The sequence below is a fragment of the Galactobacter sp. genome, assembly GCF_022712295.1.
GTDB lineage: Bacteria > Actinomycetota > Actinomycetes > Actinomycetales > Micrococcaceae > Galactobacter.
The window spans coordinates 26051-42074 of the sequence record NZ_JALAGT010000049.1; the positions used below are offsets into that span (position 1 = coordinate 26051).

Sequence of the window (16024 nt, forward strand, 5' to 3'; positions counted from 1 at the left end):
TTATCCGCCGTTCGCGAGGTTCCGTTCATGACTCCCGGGTCCACCACTTCTGCCGTCTCCCTCAGGGGAGCCGCGGTTCGTTTCGGAGACAGAACCCTCTGGGAGGGGCTGGACCTGGACGTGGCGCCGGGAGAGTTCGTGGCCGTGCTGGGGCCCAACGGTTCCGGTAAGACCACGTTGATCAAGGCCCTGCTCGGCCTCGTCCGGCTCAGCGCGGGTACCGCCCATGTCGGCGGAACCCCGGTGGGGCGGCAGCGTGGCTCCACCAGCGGAGGTGTCGGGGTGATTCCTCAGCAACGTCCGCTTCCGGAGGGGACTCCGCTGCGTGGCCGGGACCTTGTTCGGCAAGGGTTGGACGGAACGCGCTGGGGCCCGGCCTGGTTGGACTCGCGGCGCAAGGCCGACCGCGCCCGCGTGGACGCCATGCTGGAGCGGGTCGGAGCCACCGCATTCGCCGAGCGTCCCGTCTGGACGCTCTCAGGCGGGGAACAACAGCGGCTCCGGGCCGCTCAGGCGTTGGTCTCCTCGCCCGCCGTCATGCTGTGCGACGAGCCGTTGCTCAGCCTCGATGTGCGTCACCAGCAGGAGATCACCCAGCTCATCGCGGAACAGGCCAAGCAGGAACAAGCAGCCGTCCTGTTCATCACCCACGAGATCAACCCCGTGCTGCCCTACGTTGACCGGGTGCTGTATCTGGCTCAGGGTCGGTTCCGGGTGGGGGCCCCCGACGAGGTCATCACCACGGAATCCTTGAGCGATCTCTTCGGCCGCCGCGTCGATGTGGTGCGCGTGGGGGACAGGTTGGCGATCCTGGGTGGCGAGGACCACGTGCATCACGATCATGACGAGGAGGCGGGCGCGTGAACGCGAATCTGTGGGAGCGGGTCTTCTCCTTCGAGGACTATGGCGAGCTGTTGGATCTGCTCTGGCCGTCGCTGGTGGCAGGCGCCGTGCTCGGTGTCGTCGGCGGCGTGATCGGTGTGGTCGTCATGGCACGGGACATGGGATTCGCCGTGCACGGGATCTCCGAGCTGAGCTTCGCGGGTGCCTCCGCGGCACTCCTGCTCGGCGTGGACGTGGTTGGCGGCTCCGTGGTGGGCGCCGTCGTGGCCGCGCTGGTGCTCGGCCTGCTCGGGGCCGGAGCCCGCGAACGCAATGCCGTCACGGGCGTGCTCATGCCCTTCGGCTTGGGACTGGGCATCCTGTTCCTGTCCCTGTACCAGGGACGCAGCGCCAACAAGTTCGGGCTCCTGACCGGTCAGATCGTGGCCGTGGACGGAGCCAAGGTGACCACCATGATCGTCGGCGCTGCGGTGGTCCTGCTCGGCCTCGCCCTCATCTGGAGGCCGCTGATGTTCGCCTCCACCGACCCGTGGCTCGCCTCCGCTCGAGGGGTTCCCCAGAGGAGCCTTTCGGTGGCCTTCGTGGTGCTGCTCGGCCTGGCCGTGGCCATGGCCATCCAAGTGGTGGGCGCCCTGCTGGTGCTGTCCTTGTTGATCACCCCGGCCGCTGCGGCGCTCAGGCTGACGGCCAGGCCGGCCGCTGCGGTACTTCTCTCGGTGCTGTTCGCGGTGGTGTCCGTGGTGGGTGGCATCATGCTCGCCCTGGCCGGGACGCTGCCGGTGAGCCCGTACGTCACCACCATCTCGTTCCTGATCTGGATCGTGTGCCGAATTGTCGGCAACGCCAAGGAGCGCAGTCACCGCCTATCGACTGCGGCTTGACTTAAGCTATCGCTTGACTCGCGTCAGGCGCCTCAAGGCTCAAGAGCAACTGGAGTTTCATGTCCTTCGTTTCCGAACGCCACGACGAACCGCAGATCGGCAGCCCCGAGGACTTCCGGAATCGGATACTCCACCACCTGAACTACAGCGTCGGCACCGACCCCAGCCACGCAACCGAGCACAACTGGCGCGTCGCACTGACGCATGTGATTCGCGACCGTGCCCTGGATCCCTGGTTCGCCGCAACACGGCAGACCTATGCCCAGGACCGTAAACGCGTGAACTACCTGTCCATGGAGTTCCTGATCGGCCGCCTGTTGGAAGACACGGCCATCAATCTCGGCATTCGCGACGTGGCGCAGGAGGCCGTCGAAGGCCTTGGGCTGGACTTCGAGCGACTGCTGGCGGACGAACCGGACGCGGCACTCGGCAACGGCGGTCTGGGCCGTCTGGCCGCGTGCTACCTCGAATCCATGTCGACCCTGGGTTGCCCCGGCTACGGTTACGGGCTGCGCTACGAGAACGGCCTCTTCAAGCAGCTCTTCGATCAGGGCCGGCAGGTCGAGGTGCCCGAGTCGTGGCTGGCGTCCGGGAACCCATGGGAGTTCCCGCGCCCCGAATCCGCCTATCGGGTGGGAATGTACGGGCAGGTCGCCGACGGTGACGTGTGGACGCCGGGCGCCATGGTCCCCGCCGCGGCGCACGACACGCCCGTGGCAGGATTCGGCGGTCGCTGGGCCAACACGCTACGGCTGTGGGCGCCCCTCGAGGACGCCACATTGTTCGACCTGGGCCGCTTCAACTCGGGCCAACTCGTCTCCGCGTCCAGATCCGAGGTGCTCGCGCGCAGCCTGTGCCGCGTGCTCTACCCGGACGACTCCTCCCAGAGCGGCAAGGAGCTGCGCCTGGCCCAGGAATACTTCCTGACCTCGGCCTCCGTGCAGGACATCGTGCGTCGCTACCTGGACGGGCATTCGGATCTGAGCCGGCTACCGGACCACGCCGCGATCCAGATGAACGACACGCACCCGGCGATCGCCGGCCCGGAACTGATCCGGATCCTGCTCGACGAGCACGGGTTCGATTTCGATGCAGCCGTGGACACCGTGACCCGTGTGCTCGGCTACACGAACCACACGTTGCTCCCGGAGGCGCTGGAACACTGGCCGGTGGACCTGATGCGCCACTTGCTGCCGCGGCACCTGCAGATCATCGACCGGCTGGACCGTCGCGAGGTGCAGCTTCACGGTCCAGAAGCGGCCGAGACCGGCGTGGTCCGGGACGGCCAGGTGCGGATGGGCAACCTCGCCTTCACCACCAGCCACCGCGTCAACGGCGTCTCCGCGCTGCACACCGATCTGGTCAAACAGGACCTGTTCCCGGAGCTGGATCGGCGTCACCCTGGCCGGATCGTCAACGTCACCAATGGCGTGACACCTCGACGCTGGCTGAAGTTGGCGAACCGGCCGCTGGCGGATCTCATCACCGAACGGATCGGCGCCGGCTGGGAGACGGACCTGGAGAAGCTTCGTGGCCTCGAGGCTCACGTGGACGATCCCGAGTTCCTCGCCGCCTTCGGCCGCACCAAGGCGGCGGCCAAGGAACGAGCGGTCACCTGGCTGAGCGAGGTCCATGGCATGGACGTTCCTGTCAACGCCTTGTTCGACGTGCAGGTCAAGCGCATGCACGAGTACAAGCGCCAACTCATGAACATTCTGTGGACCATCGGACGGTGGCAGCGCATCAAGCGCGATCCGAACGCCGGCTGGGTGCCGCGCGTCAAGGTGTTCGGCGGCAAGGCTGCGCCGAGCTACCACGTGGCCAAGGACATCATCCGGCTCATCAACGACGTTGCGGCCACGATCAATGAGGATCCCGAGACCCGGGACCTGCTTCGGGTCGTGTTCGCCCCGAACTACAACGTGAGCGCCGCAGAGCGACTGATCCCTGCCGCCGACCTCTCCGAGCAGATCTCCACGGCAGGCATGGAAGCCTCGGGCACAGGCAACATGAAGTTCGCACTCAACGGCGCCCTGACCATCGGCACCCTGGACGGAGCCAACGTCGAGATCCGGGAGCAGGTCGGGGAGGAGAACTTCTTCCTCTTCGGGCTCACGGCTGATGACGTGGCGGCAGAACGCGGCCGTGACGGGCATGCACGCGCCGCGCTCGAGGCGTCGCAGACACTACGTGACGTCCTGGCGGCGATCGCCGAGGGCCGGTTCTCCGGGGGAGACGCGCACCGTTACGACGGCCTGCTGGCCAACATGTGGAACAGCGACTGGTTCCTCGTGGCCTCGGACTTCGAGTCCTACGACGCAGCGCAGGATCGCGTGGATGATGCCTACTCCGATCCGGAGCATTGGCAGAGGATGGCGGTGCTCAATGTGGCGCGTATGGGCTACTTCAGTTCCGACCGTGCCGTGGAGGAATACATGGAGAAGATCTGGGAGGTCGACTCCGCGCTGTGAGGAGGTGGGGCCGGTTCCGGTAAAAGAATCCGTGCCCCCGATCACACAAAGCGGGTTCGGGGTGGTTGGATGGACACAGTGCTTCCCCGAACGTTGGAGTCGAGATGGTCAAACGGTCCGAGGAGACCGGCCCCGGGTATCTGCCGGATGCGGCACTGGTCCGCGAGATCGTCTCCGGCGTGCTCAGCGACCCGTTCGCGGCGCTGGGGCCCACCGAGGACGGTAGCGGTGTCGTGGTGCACATCCCAGGCGCCGAGCGCGTGTGGGCCGTCAACGGCACGGACTCCTCGGAGCTCTCCCAGCACCCGGAAGTGGCCTCCGTCTTCGCCGGGCCGTCGGTGCCCTACTACCGACTTCGTGTCCAGTTCCCGGCAGGTCACATGGAGGAACGCCACGATCCCTACCGCTTCTCGCCCGTGCTCGGTGAGGTGGACGAATACCTGATCGGCGCGGGTAAACACCACCGCCTCTGGGAAGCGCTCGGCGCACACCTCATCACCCACGAAGAGGTGCCGGGTGTGCACTTCGCCGTCTGGGCTCCCGCCGCCAGGAGGGTGTCCGTGGTGGGTGAGTTCAACTCGTGGGACGCCACGGTCCATCCCATGCGGGCCCGCGGTGCCACCGGCGTGTGGGAACTGTTCCTGCCGGGGCTGGAGGAAGGTACCGCCTACAAGTACGACCTGTTGGATTCCCACGGTCGAGAGCTGCCGCAGAAGGCCGACCCCGTCGGATTCGGCGCCGAGCACCCGCCGGCAACGGCCTCGGTGGTCAGACGCATCGACTCGCATGCGTGGCACGACGACGCGTGGATCCGCCGTCGTGCCGCCCGCAATGCTGTGGACGCACCGATCTCGGTCTACGAGGTGCACCTCGGTTCGTGGCGCAGGGTGGCTGACGCCGAGGCGGAGACCGGCGAGCGCGCCTTGTCCTATTTGGAATTGGCCCGCGAACTGGTTGACTACGCGGCGGACATGGGTTTCACCCACATCGAGGTGCTGCCGGTCTCCGAGTTCCCCTTCGACGGCTCGTGGGGCTACCAGCCCATCGGCTTGTACGCCCCCACCGTGCGTTACGGAACTCCGCAGGAGTTCTCCGCCTTCGTCGAGGCCGCGCACAGGGCGGGACTCGGCGTGCTGCTCGATTGGGTTCCAGGACATTTCCCCACGGACGCACACGGCCTGGGTCTTTTCGACGGCACGGCCCTGTACGAGCACTTGGATCCGCGCCGAGGTTTCCAACCCGACTGGAACACGCTGATCTTCAATTACGGGCGGCCGGAGGTGAAGAACTACCTCGTGGCCAACGCACAGTACTGGTTGGACACGTATCACGTGGACGGGCTCCGCGTGGATGCCGTGGCCTCGATGCTCTATCGCGACTACTCGCGTGAGCCCGGGGAATGGATCCCCAACAAGGATGGTGGCCGCGAGAACTACGAGGCCATCGATTTCTTGCGGGAGACCAACGTCCTCGCGGCACGGGACCACCCTGGCACCGTGCTCGTGGCGGAGGAATCCACCACCTTCCCCGGCGTCACGGCCCCCGCGGAGGAGGGCGGCCTGGGTTTCGGGTACAAGTGGAACCTCGGGTGGATGAATGACTCCCTGCGCTACTTCGGCATGGACCCCGTCTACCGCAAGCACCATGCCGACGAGCTCACCTTCGGACTGACCTACATCTTCACCGAACGGTTCATGCTGCCCATCAGCCACGACGAGGTGGTTCACGGCAAGGGCTCCATGTACGCACGGATGCCCGGAAACCATGCGGACAAGCTGGGCAACCTCAAGGCCTTCTACGGCTACATGTGGGCCTATCCCGGAAAGAAACTCCTGTTCATGGGGCAGGAGTTCGGGCAGCCCGCCGAATGGGATTTCGCGTCCCAACTGGACTGGGGTGTGGTGGAGGACCCCGGGCACGCCGGCGTGAAGGCGCTGGTGCGCGATCTCAACCTGCTCTATCGCGACCTGCCCGCGCTGCACCTGCGAGACAGCGATCCTCGTGGTTTCCAGTGGCTCATCGTCGATGCGGTGGATGAGCAGGTCTACGCGTGGTTGCGCCGCGGAGCACCGGGCGATGCTCACGTGGTGGTGGTGCTCAACCTGACGCCCGTGGAACGCACTGGCTACCGCGTGCCCTTCCCTGTGCCCGGACGTTGGATCGAGGCGATCAACACCGATTCGGCACATTACGGCGGGGCCGATCGCGGAAACGCCGGCGCCATCGAGACCGAACCCGTGGCAGCGGGGACAGAAGCCCAATCCGCCGTGCTCAACCTACCGCCGTTGTCGGCAACCTATTTTGTGGAGGATCAGTCATGAGTCCATCTCCCCATGTCCCACAGCCGGTACGCTCCAGCGGCGCCTCACACAGGCTGTCGAATCAGGCCATGGCCTTCGTGCTGGCCGGAGGCCGCGGTTCCAGACTGCAGGAACTCACCGACAGGCGCGCCAAACCAGCCGTGCACTTCGGCGGCAAGTCACGCATCATCGACTTCCCTCTGTCCAACGCACTGAACTCAGGTATCCGCCGCATCGCGGTGGCCACCCAATACAAGGCTCACTCCCTGATCCGTCACCTGCAGCGTGGCTGGAACTTCTTCCGTGAAGAGCGCAACGAGTACCTGGACATCCTGCCCGCCAGCCAGCGCGTTGCCGAGACCAAGTGGTACATGGGCACGGCGGACGCCGTGACGCAGAACATCGACATCGTGGACGACTACAACGTCAACTACGTCGTGGTGTTGGCGGGAGACCACATCTACAAGATGGACTACGAGATCATGCTGCGTCAGCATGTCGATTCGGGCGCAGCCGTCACGGTGGGCTGCCTCACCGTTCCCCGTGAGGAAGCGAGCGGCTTCGGTGTGATGCATGTCGATGCCACCGGCCGGATCGTGGATTTCCTCGAGAAGCCGGCCGATCCGCCCGGTACACCGGAGGACCCGGACAAGGCCTTGGCCTCCATGGGTATCTACGTCTTCGACTGGAAACTGCTGCGGCAGGTGCTGCTGGACGACGCCGCTGACCTGACGTCCAAGCACGACTTCGGCCACGACATCATCCCGAAGCTGGTCAAGGACGGGAGAGCCTATTCCCACCGCTTCGAGGACTCCTGCGTGATGAACGGACTGGAGACGGAACCCTACTGGCGTGACGTGGGCACCGTGGACGCCTTCTGGCGGGCCAATATCGACCTCACCGAGTTCGTTCCTGCCCTGGACCTGTACGACAACTCGTGGCCGATCTGGACGTATTCGGAGCTCGTCCCGCCGGCCAAGTTCATCCACGACGATGACGACAGGCGCGGCCAGGCGCTGCAGTCGCTCATCGCCGGTGGCACCATCATCTCCGGTTCCGAGGTGCGCAACTCGCTGATCTCCACGAACACACGCGTGCGCTCGTACACGACCTTGGATCACACGGTGGTTCTTCCCGGCGTGCACATCGAACGCAGTGCACGACTGACGAACTGTGTGATCGATTCGCGCGTGCACATTCCCGAGGGCCTGGTGGTGGGTGAGGACCCGGTCGAGGACGCCCGCTGGTTCCGGCGTACCGACGACGGGATCGTGCTGATCACGCAGCCCATGCTGGACGAGCGCGCCGCCGGCCTGGGGGAGTGAGCGTGGCAGTCAAGAGAAAGCCGGTGGCTCCCGTGCGGCGGGTCCTGTCCGTCGCTTCGGAGTGCGTGCCCCTGATCAAGACGGGTGGCCTGGCGGATGTTGTCGGCGCGCTGCCCGGGGCGCTGGAGCCCTTGGGCTGGGAATCGCGTGTGCTGCTCCCGGCCTACCCCGGCCTGCTCGATCGGGTGGGCGCGGCCGGCGAGTTGTCAGTTGTGTGGTCAGATCCCGACCTGTTCGGTGGCCCCGCGACGGTGCATCTCGGGACCCTGGACGGGCTGGCCGTCCTGCTCCTGGAGGCCCCGCACCTCTTCGACCGGCCAGGCGGCCCGTACAACATGAACGGATACGACCACCCGGACAATCATGTGCGCTTCGCCGCGCTGTCGTGGGTGGGTGCACGGATCGCGATCGAGGGGACATCTGAGGGCTGGCGCCCCGATCTGGTCCACGCGCACGATTGGCAGGCCGGGCTGGTTCCCTCCTATCTCAGATACGCCGGGAGCAATGTGCCCAGCGTGATGACCATTCACAACATTGCCTTCCAGGGCGTGTTCGGGCCGGACCAGCTGGACCATGTCCGCCTGCCGACGTGGGATTTCCATTCGGAGGCCTTGGAATACAACGGACTGGTGTCCACCCTGAAGGCCGGCATGATGCACGCTTCGCACGTCACCACGGTGAGCCCCAGCTATGCGCGAGAACTGGCTACACCGGAGTTCGGGTTCGGCCTGGACGGGGTGGCTCGGATGCGCCTGGACCGTGGGGAGATGTCCGGCATCGTGAACGGGATCGACACCGCGGTGTGGGATCCCGCGACCGACCAGCACCTACCGACGCCGTTCTCCGCTCAGGACGTCTCCGGCAAGGCCGAGGACCGCGACTCGCTGTGCCGGGAATTCGGCCTGAACTCCCCGAAGGGACCCCTGGCCGTGGTGGTCACACGTCTGACCCATCAGAAGGGCGTGGACCTCTTGCTCGATGCGCTGCCGGGTTTCCTGGCCCGTGGGGGTGCGGTGGCCGTGTTGGGCTCCGGCGACCCGAATTACGAGGCCGGGCTGCGGGAGTTGTCGGCGCGTTTCCCGGGCTCCGTCGGCGTGCGGATCGGCTACGACGAGCCCTTGAGCCACCGCATGTACGCCGGTGGCGATCTGGTCCTGGTTCCCTCTCGATTCGAGCCGTGCGGGTTGACCCAGCTCTATGGTCAGCGTTACGGAACGCTGCCGGTGGTGGCGGCCACCGGTGGGCTCAGGGATACGGTCGTGGACGCGGACCCCGAGCACCTGGACGCGGGTACCGCGACCGGCTTCAGCTTCGGTGACGCCGAACGCGGTGGGACGATCGACGCCGGCGGTCTGGGGTTCGCGCTGGGCCGGGCCGTGGACCTGTACTCGGATCCCGCGGACTGGCAACGGCTGCAACACGGTGCCATGCGAGCCGACGTCGGGTGGGGACGCTCCGCTGCGACCTACGCCCACTTGTTCGAACGGCTGGCGGCTCAGGCCGGCACGGGGCCGGAGCGTTGACGCGGCAGGTACCCCGGGACGATCACCCTACCGGCCGTCGCATCACGCGTGGGCGCCCCTATCCCATGGGCGTCACCGCGGATGCCGAGGGCGTGAACGTGGCCGTCTGGGCGCCTGAAGCGGAGGCGATCGAGTTCTGCCTGTTCCCCTCCGCAGCAGGGGACCTCTGCGGACCGGAGGAGCGATGCGGCCTGCCGTATCGCGAGGGCGAGGTCTGGTATGCCCACATCTCGGGTGTGTTCCCTGGTGACCGTTACGGGCTGCGCGCCCACGGTGCGTGGGACCCGGAGACCGGCCTGCTCCACAACCCACGGAAGCTGCTCGTGGATCCGTATGCGAGGGCGCTGGACGGGCCGCTCCGATGGGACCCGCTCATGCTCGGCTATGTGGAGGACGAGGAGGATGGATCACCCGACGCCTCCACCGGCGCGTCGTCGTACGTCCCGAGCGAGCGCGACAGCGCGGGTGTGGTCCCCAAGGGCATCGTCGCCGCGGTGGCGGCCCCGCCGTCGGGCACGGAAGGCGACCGTGCTGATCCCGCAGGCAACCGCCCAGGCCACGCGTTGGCGGACCTGGTGGTCTACGAGGCGCACGTGAAGGGCCTGAGCGCCGCGCACCCCGACGTCCCCGAGGAGCTTCGCGGAACCTACCTGGGCGCCGCGCACCCGGCCATTGTGGATCATCTGAGCGAACTCGGCGTGAACGCCGTCGAGTTCCTGCCGTTGCAGGCCTTCTTCGACGATCGCCATCTGGTGGAGAAGGGCCTCTGCAACTATTGGGGCTACCAGCCACTGGCCTGGTTCGCACCCGAGCCACGCTATGCGAGCGTTCCCGAGCAAGCGGACGCGGAGCTGCGAGAGCTGGTGCATGCCCTGCACGCTGCCGGCATCGAGGTGATCCTCGATGTGGTCTACAACCACTCGGGCGAGGGCGACGAGTACGGGCCGACGGTGGGTCCGCGCGGCCTGAACAATCGCGGGTACTACCGCCTCGATCAGGACTTCGGCTACATCAACGACACCGGCACGGGGAACACGCTCGGCGTGCATCGGCCGGCCATGCTGCGGCTGGTGATGGACAGCCTTCGGCACTGGGTTCAACACTTCGGCGTGGACGGTTTCCGCTTCGATCTGGGGGCCACGCTGGGCCGTGGGCCGTTCGGGTTCGACACGCAGAGCGCCTTCTTCCAAGCGATCGCGCAGGATCCTGTGTTGGCCGGAACCAAACTGATCGCGGAACCGTGGGACATCGGGCCGGGCGGGTACCGTCTCGGTGAGTTCCCTGAGCCGTTCTCGGAGTGGAACGACACCTTCCGGGACGGCGTGCGCAGACTATGGCGCGGGGAATCGGTGGGCGGCACCAACCTGGGCTCCCTGCTGCTGGGGTCCGCGAATGTCTTCGACACCGGGGTTCGTTCCGCCACGGCCTCGGTGAACTTCCTGAGCGCGCACGACGGTTTCACGTTGGCCGATGTGGTCTCCTACAACGAACGTCATAACGAGGCCAACGGGGAGAACGGCGCCGACGGCCACGGGGAGAACTTCTCAGCCAACCTCGGTGTCGAGGGGCCAACGGACGATCCCGCGGTCCTGGCCGCGCGGACCAGGCGCGTGCGGGCCATGCTGGCCACGTTGCTTCTCAGCCAAGGCGTCCCCATGCTGCTGGCTGGTGATGAGATGGGTAATTCGCAGGCCGGGAACAACAACGCCTACGCCCAGGACAACGAGATGGGCTGGGTTGACTGGTCAGGGGTGGGCCGGGACGCGGCGGACCCCGAGCTTCCCGGTCTGGTCGGCAGGCTGATCGATGTGCGACGTCGCCTTCCGGTGTTGCGCCAGCGCACCTTCCTGCACGGAGGCGAGCGGGCCGACGGGCTCCGCGACGTTCGGTGGTACAGGCCGGATGGGGGAAAGCCGACGCCCGCCGATTGGGACCGCGCGGACTTCCACGCGATCGGCGTGGTGCTGCGCGGTGCCGCGGGTGACCCGGACGGCGAGGCCATGGCGGACCAGGTCTTGGTCATCCTCAACACGGGATGCGATGTGGACTTCGTGTTGCCGTCATCGGACCATGGCGCCATCGGCACGTGGCGGCTGGAGGTGGACACTGCGCGGGCGGAACTCGGCGCGGAGACGCCGATCGACGGATCCTACGCGGTTGCCGAACAGTCCGTGGTGGTGTTCTGTCGGGGCTAGTTCTTGCTGTCGTCCGGCGAGCCGTTGGGTGCCTTGCCCAAACCGTGGCCCATGAATTCGCGCACGGTCACCCAGCTCACGAACAATCCGAGGACCAGCAGGATCACGCCAAGGATGGGGTGGCCCAGCGGGAAGCTAGTGACACCCCAGGCCAACAGCACCACTGCGCCGATGGCCTCCAAGAGGTTGGAGAAGCGCGCCACGGGGCGGCCCGGGACGGACTTACGGGATTTGCCGGTCTTGGTGTCAACGGTCTTGGGTCGGGACATGCTCCCCATTCTCTCACTCGGCTTCCCACGCTTGGGCACGGGGAGGGAGTTCACTTGCCCGCGGCCGTGCAGTTCCCGCAGACACCCGTCAGCTCCACGGTGTGTCCCACGCGTGAGTATCCGAAGCGCGCGGCCACCGACGCTGCCCACGCCTCCACCTCGGGCGCCTCGATCTCCTCTGTGGCCCCACAGACCCGGCAGACCAGGTGGTGGTGATGGGACTCGTCGGCGCACTTGCGGAAGGAGGTCTCGCCGTCGTCGCGCCGCAGCGCGTCCACCTCGCCGTCGTCGCTCATCTGCTGCAGCGTGCGGTAGACGGTGGCCAGGGAGACCTTCTCGCCGTGTTCGGCCAGGCAGGAGTGGATCTCCTGGGCCGTACGGAAGTCGGCATGACGATCCAGTTCTTGAGCCAGCGCGGTGCGTTGGCGTGTGACCCTGCGAGCCGGCTGCGCATCCATACCGTCCAGTTTAGGGCCGGAATGCTTGCAGCGCCGTGCCGTACGACACCAAGAGGCCGTCGATGGTTCCGGGCTCAGCGGGGGACGCCCAGGATTTCTCCACTCGTCAGTGCCCTCCGTGCCCGCCGCCTCGGTGTTCTTCGTGCAGCGCCAACACATCTGGTGGGAGCACCACGACGTGGCGCATCATGGTGTGGTCCTCGTGGTCCAGGATGTGCAGGCGCAGCAACGACGGGTCCGGAGGGTGTCACCAGGCCCGGCGATGACTAGGGTGGGGTCATGGAGCTCACCAAGTACGGCCATTCTTGTCTTCGCGTCACCACCGAGGTGGACGCGCAGGCGGTCACCTTGACCATCGACCCGGGCAACCTCTCCAACTCCTCCGAAGCGCTGGAGGGTACGGACGCCATCCTGCTCACGCATGGGCATCCCGACCACCTGGACGAGGATCTGGTGGCGGACTTCCTCAAGAACCATCCGGAGGTGCCGGTCTGTGGCCCTGCCGACGTCATCGCGACCCTCGGCGCCCGCGACGACGCCGCAGCCTTCCAGGACAGCCTGGTCACCCTGCACCCCAACGACGAGGTGGAGATCCTCGGCGTCCCGGTGCGCACGGTGGGCGGCCAACACGCGCTGATCCACCCGCTGATCCGCACCATCGACAACCTGGGTTACGTCCTCGAAGGCTCCGTCTACCATCCCGGGGATTCCCTGGTGGTCCCGGCCGGCCCAGCGAACCTCGACGTCCTCCTGGTACCCGCCTGGGCGCCCTGGTCCAAGACCCAAGAGGTGGTGGACTTCATCGCGGCCGTGCGGGCACGGCGCGCCTACAGCATCCACGACGCACCGTTGTCCGAGGCGGGCCAGGGGATCGTCGGCAAGCAGCTGACCAACCTGGGCGGGCGCACCGGCACCGTCTACGCGGCGTGGCCGGAAGGCACCACGGTGACGGTGTGACCGTGGCCTCCCCGCTCATCAGCGCGGCCGAGCTCGATGCGGCCTTGAAGGGTGCCGACCCGCCCACGCTGCTGGACATCCGCTGGCATCTGACCTCCGGCCCCGAGCACCCGGAGCGCCCCGTGGGATACGACGACTACCTGAGAGCTCACCTGCCCGGTGCGACCTTCGTGGACCTGGCCACCGAGCTCGCGTCGTCCCCTTCGTCTGAGCAGGGCAGGCACCCGCTGCCGACTCCCGAAGACTTCGCCGAGACGGTGGCTCGCTGGGGCGTGAGCGGAGGCCAGGAACTGGTCTTCTACGACGACCTGGGTGGCATGTCTGCGGCCCGAGGCTGGTGGCTGGCCCGGCACGCGGGCCTGCCCGCCAGAATGCTCGACGGCGGCCTCGCCGCCTGGATTCGTCACGGCGGGGAGACGACGGCGGGCGCCGCAGCCCCGCCGTCGGGCACAACCGACCCGGCCGGCCCGGGCTGGGGCCACATGCCCGTGCTGAGTGCCGACGACGCCGCAGCGCTGGCCGCGGACGGCGTGCTGTTGGATGCGCGGGCGGGGGAGCGCTACCGCGGAGAGACGGAGCCCATGGACCCCCGCGCGGGGCACATCCCGGGTGCGCTGAGCGCGCCCACCGCAGCCAACCTTGCCCACGACGGGTGCTTCCGCGACGCCGACCACCTCGCGGCCCGCTTCGCGGACCTGGGCGCCACCCCAGGGGTGCGGGTCGGTGCGTATTGCGGGTCCGGTGTCACGGCCTCGCACCAAGTGTTCGCGCTCGCCGTGGCGGGGATCGACGCGGCGTTGTACCCGGGTTCGTGGTCGCAATGGTCGTCGGATCCTGCCCGCCCCGTGGCGGTGGGCCCGCTGCCCGACGGGGCCGACTAGGGTCGTGAGTATGTCGTTGATCCGCCGCCCCGATCTGAACACGCTGGCCGCCCTTCGGCAGGGAATCGACCTGCCCGAGCCGGTGTCCTCTACCGAGGCGCCCGCCACGAATCCCGAGGGCGACCCGCAACCCCTGACAGACGCGCTCTCCGCAGCCTCACGCGGCGAGGGGCACGTCACCGCGGCCCGCGGCGTGCGCACCCTGGGTGGCTCCTTCGAGGACGTGTTCATCCCTCGTCGCAGCCCGGATGCACATGACGTGGTCATCGAGATCGAGTACTGCGGCCTCTGCCATTCGGATGTTCATGCAGGACGAGGGGAGTGGGGCGTCCGCGCCATGCCGCTGGTCCCAGGGCATGAGATCGTGGGGCGGGTTGCAGCCGTGGGGGCGGCCGTCACCGCCTTCAAACCAGGGGACCGCGTAGGCGTCGGCGTCATGGTGGCCTCCTGTCGCGAGTGTGACCAGTGCACGGCGGGGCGAGAGATGTACTGCAGCAACGGCGGGAGCGTGTCCACGTATGCCGCCTGGGACCGCTTCCACGGTGAACGGACGCAGGGCGGATACGCGCGCACGGTCGTGACCGCGGAGGATTTCGTCTACGCGCTTCCCGAGGGATTGGACCCCGCGGGCGCCGCACCACTGCTGTGCGCGGGCATCACCACCTACTCACCGCTGGCCGCGGCCGGCGTGGGCCCGGGCTCGCGGGTGGCCGTGGCCGGAATCGGCGGCCTGGGACACCTCGCCGTGAAGATCGCCGTGGCCATGGGGGCCACCGTCACCGCCCTGACACACTCGGAGTCCAAGACCCAAGCGGCCCTGGACCTGGGAGCGCACGAGGTGGTGCTGACCTCGGACGAGGCCGCGTTGAAGGAGAGGGCCCAGGCCTTCGATGTGATCGTGGACGCCATCGCCGCAGGACACGACGTGAACACGTTCCTGTCCCTGTTGCGTTCCGGTGTGGGGAAGCTGGCGCTGATCGGGATGCCCCCGGCCGACGTGGCCTCCCTGGACGTCGACTCCGCGCAGCTCTCCCGGCGCGGTCTGACCCTGTTCGGTTCCAAGATCGGCGGCGTCGCCGAGACCCGGGACATGCTGGACTTCTGTGCCGAACACGGCGTGACCTCCGACGTGGAGGTCGTCTCTGCTTCCCAATTGGATGAAGCATGGGACCGGATGGTGGCCGGCGACGTCCGCTACCGCTTCGTGCTGGACGCGACCACCATCTGACCCACCCTGACTCCACTCACCCGACCGAACCCAAGGAGCACACCACCGTGGCCACCCTCTTCACCAAGATCATCGACGGCGAGCTTCCCGGACGCTTCGTCTACTCCGACGACACCTGCGTCGCCTTCCTCTCCATCGGACCTCTCACCACGGGTCACACGCTCGTGGTGCCGCGTCAGGAGATCGACAAGTGGACCGATGCCTCACCCGAACTCGTGGCGCATCTGACCACCGTGGCGCACCTGATCGGCAAGGCCCAGATCCCGGCCTTCGGGTCCGAACGCGCGGGCCTGGAGATCGCGGGCTTCGAGGTGAACCACCTGCACGTGCATGTGTGGCCCACCAACTCGTTGGAGGACTTCGATCTCTCCCGCGCCCGCACCGATGTGCCCGCTGAGGAATTCGACGCAGCCCTGGCCACACTGCGGGCCGAGCTGGTCAAGCAGGGCCACGGCGGCAACGTCCCGCAGGACTGACTGCGGGCCCGATCGCACGGCTGACCTGGACGCAACTTCAGCCGGATTCCCAACTTCAGCGAAATGACCGTGATTTCGCGGCGGTCTCAACCGGTGGTTGCAACACCTCTACTTGAGGAGCTGCGACCACCGTGTCATCTCGAACCGAAACCGCTGCATTGCGGGCGGAATTCATGGAAGCCTTCGACCGCATTGGTTCTGTCAAGCCGGCGGCCGA

At 67.2% G+C, this 16024-nt stretch carries 13 protein-coding genes; 11 read left to right on the top strand and 2 right to left on the bottom strand.

Annotated features, from left to right (window positions below; all coding sequences use genetic code 11):
• Nucleotides 1-27 precede the first annotated feature (27 nt).
• The 7 genes from Q0A15_RS03655 to glgX all read left to right on the top strand — a co-directional run bounded on the left by Q0A15_RS03655 (nt 28) and on the right by glgX (nt 11538).
• Nucleotides 28-864 (top strand): metal ABC transporter ATP-binding protein, encoded by an 837-nt coding sequence (locus Q0A15_RS03655; RefSeq protein ID WP_291278178.1) that lies wholly within the window; start codon nt 28-30, stop codon nt 862-864.
• The gene (locus Q0A15_RS03660) at nt 861-1724 is read left to right on the top strand and encodes a metal ABC transporter permease (RefSeq protein ID WP_291278179.1); all 864 of its coding nucleotides are present in this window, start codon (nt 861-863) and stop codon (nt 1722-1724) included. Before Q0A15_RS03655 ends, Q0A15_RS03660 begins: the two co-directional genes overlap by 4 nt.
• Nucleotides 1725-1783: 59 nt before the next feature.
• Nucleotides 1784-4195, top strand: coding sequence for a glycogen/starch/alpha-glucan phosphorylase (locus Q0A15_RS03665; RefSeq protein WP_291278180.1), 2412 nt, complete (start codon nt 1784-1786; stop codon nt 4193-4195).
• Between the two features lie 104 nt (nt 4196-4299).
• Nucleotides 4300-6516, top strand: a complete 2217-nt coding sequence (gene glgB, locus Q0A15_RS03670) for a 1,4-alpha-glucan branching protein GlgB (protein WP_291278181.1) — start codon at nt 4300-4302, stop codon at nt 6514-6516.
• On the top strand, nt 6513-7820 hold the full coding sequence (gene glgC, locus Q0A15_RS03675; protein ID WP_291278182.1) for a glucose-1-phosphate adenylyltransferase: 1308 nt from the start codon (nt 6513-6515) through the stop codon (nt 7818-7820). The genes glgB and glgC overlap by 4 nt, the downstream gene beginning before the upstream one ends.
• Nucleotides 7821-7822: 2 nt before the next feature.
• Nucleotides 7823-9343 (top strand): glycogen synthase GlgA, encoded by a 1521-nt coding sequence (gene glgA / locus Q0A15_RS03680; protein ID WP_291278183.1) that lies wholly within the window; start codon nt 7823-7825, stop codon nt 9341-9343.
• Nucleotides 9265-11538, top strand: a complete 2274-nt coding sequence (glgX, locus tag Q0A15_RS03685) for a glycogen debranching protein GlgX (RefSeq protein ID WP_291278184.1) — start codon at nt 9265-9267, stop codon at nt 11536-11538. The genes glgA and glgX overlap by 79 nt, the downstream gene beginning before the upstream one ends.
• On the opposite strand, the gene Q0A15_RS03690 is transcribed toward glgX, so the two are convergent.
• Nucleotides 11535-11807: a hypothetical protein gene (locus tag Q0A15_RS03690; RefSeq protein ID WP_291278185.1), complete on the bottom strand. Its 273-nt coding sequence runs from the start codon at nt 11805-11807 to the stop codon at nt 11535-11537. The genes glgX and Q0A15_RS03690 overlap by 4 nt on opposite strands.
• 50 nt (nt 11808-11857) lie before the next feature.
• Nucleotides 11858-12265 carry a Fur family transcriptional regulator gene (locus Q0A15_RS03695; RefSeq protein WP_291278186.1) on the bottom strand — a complete coding sequence of 136 codons (408 nt, stop codon included), beginning with the start codon at nt 12263-12265 and terminating at the stop codon, nt 11858-11860.
• 279 nt (nt 12266-12544) lie between these two features.
• On the opposite strand from Q0A15_RS03695, the gene Q0A15_RS03700 reads away from it, so the two are divergent.
• The 4 genes from Q0A15_RS03700 to Q0A15_RS03715 are packed head-to-tail and all read left to right on the top strand — an operon-like array spanning nt 12545 to nt 15807.
• Entirely contained in the window at nt 12545-13222 is a 678-nt protein-coding gene (locus Q0A15_RS03700; protein ID WP_291278187.1) for an MBL fold metallo-hydrolase, read from the top strand.
• Between the two features lie 2 nt (nt 13223-13224).
• On the top strand, nt 13225-14103 hold the full coding sequence (locus Q0A15_RS03705; RefSeq protein ID WP_291278188.1) for a sulfurtransferase: 879 nt from the start codon (nt 13225-13227) through the stop codon (nt 14101-14103).
• A 10-nt stretch (nt 14104-14113) separates the two neighbouring features.
• On the top strand, nt 14114-15331 hold the full coding sequence (locus tag Q0A15_RS03710; protein ID WP_291278189.1) for an NAD(P)-dependent alcohol dehydrogenase: 1218 nt from the start codon (nt 14114-14116) through the stop codon (nt 15329-15331).
• 47 nt (nt 15332-15378) lie between these two features.
• A complete protein-coding gene (locus Q0A15_RS03715; RefSeq protein ID WP_291278190.1) occupies nt 15379-15807 on the top strand; it encodes an HIT family protein in 429 nt (142 codons plus the stop codon).
• Nucleotides 15808-16024 lie beyond the last annotated feature (217 nt).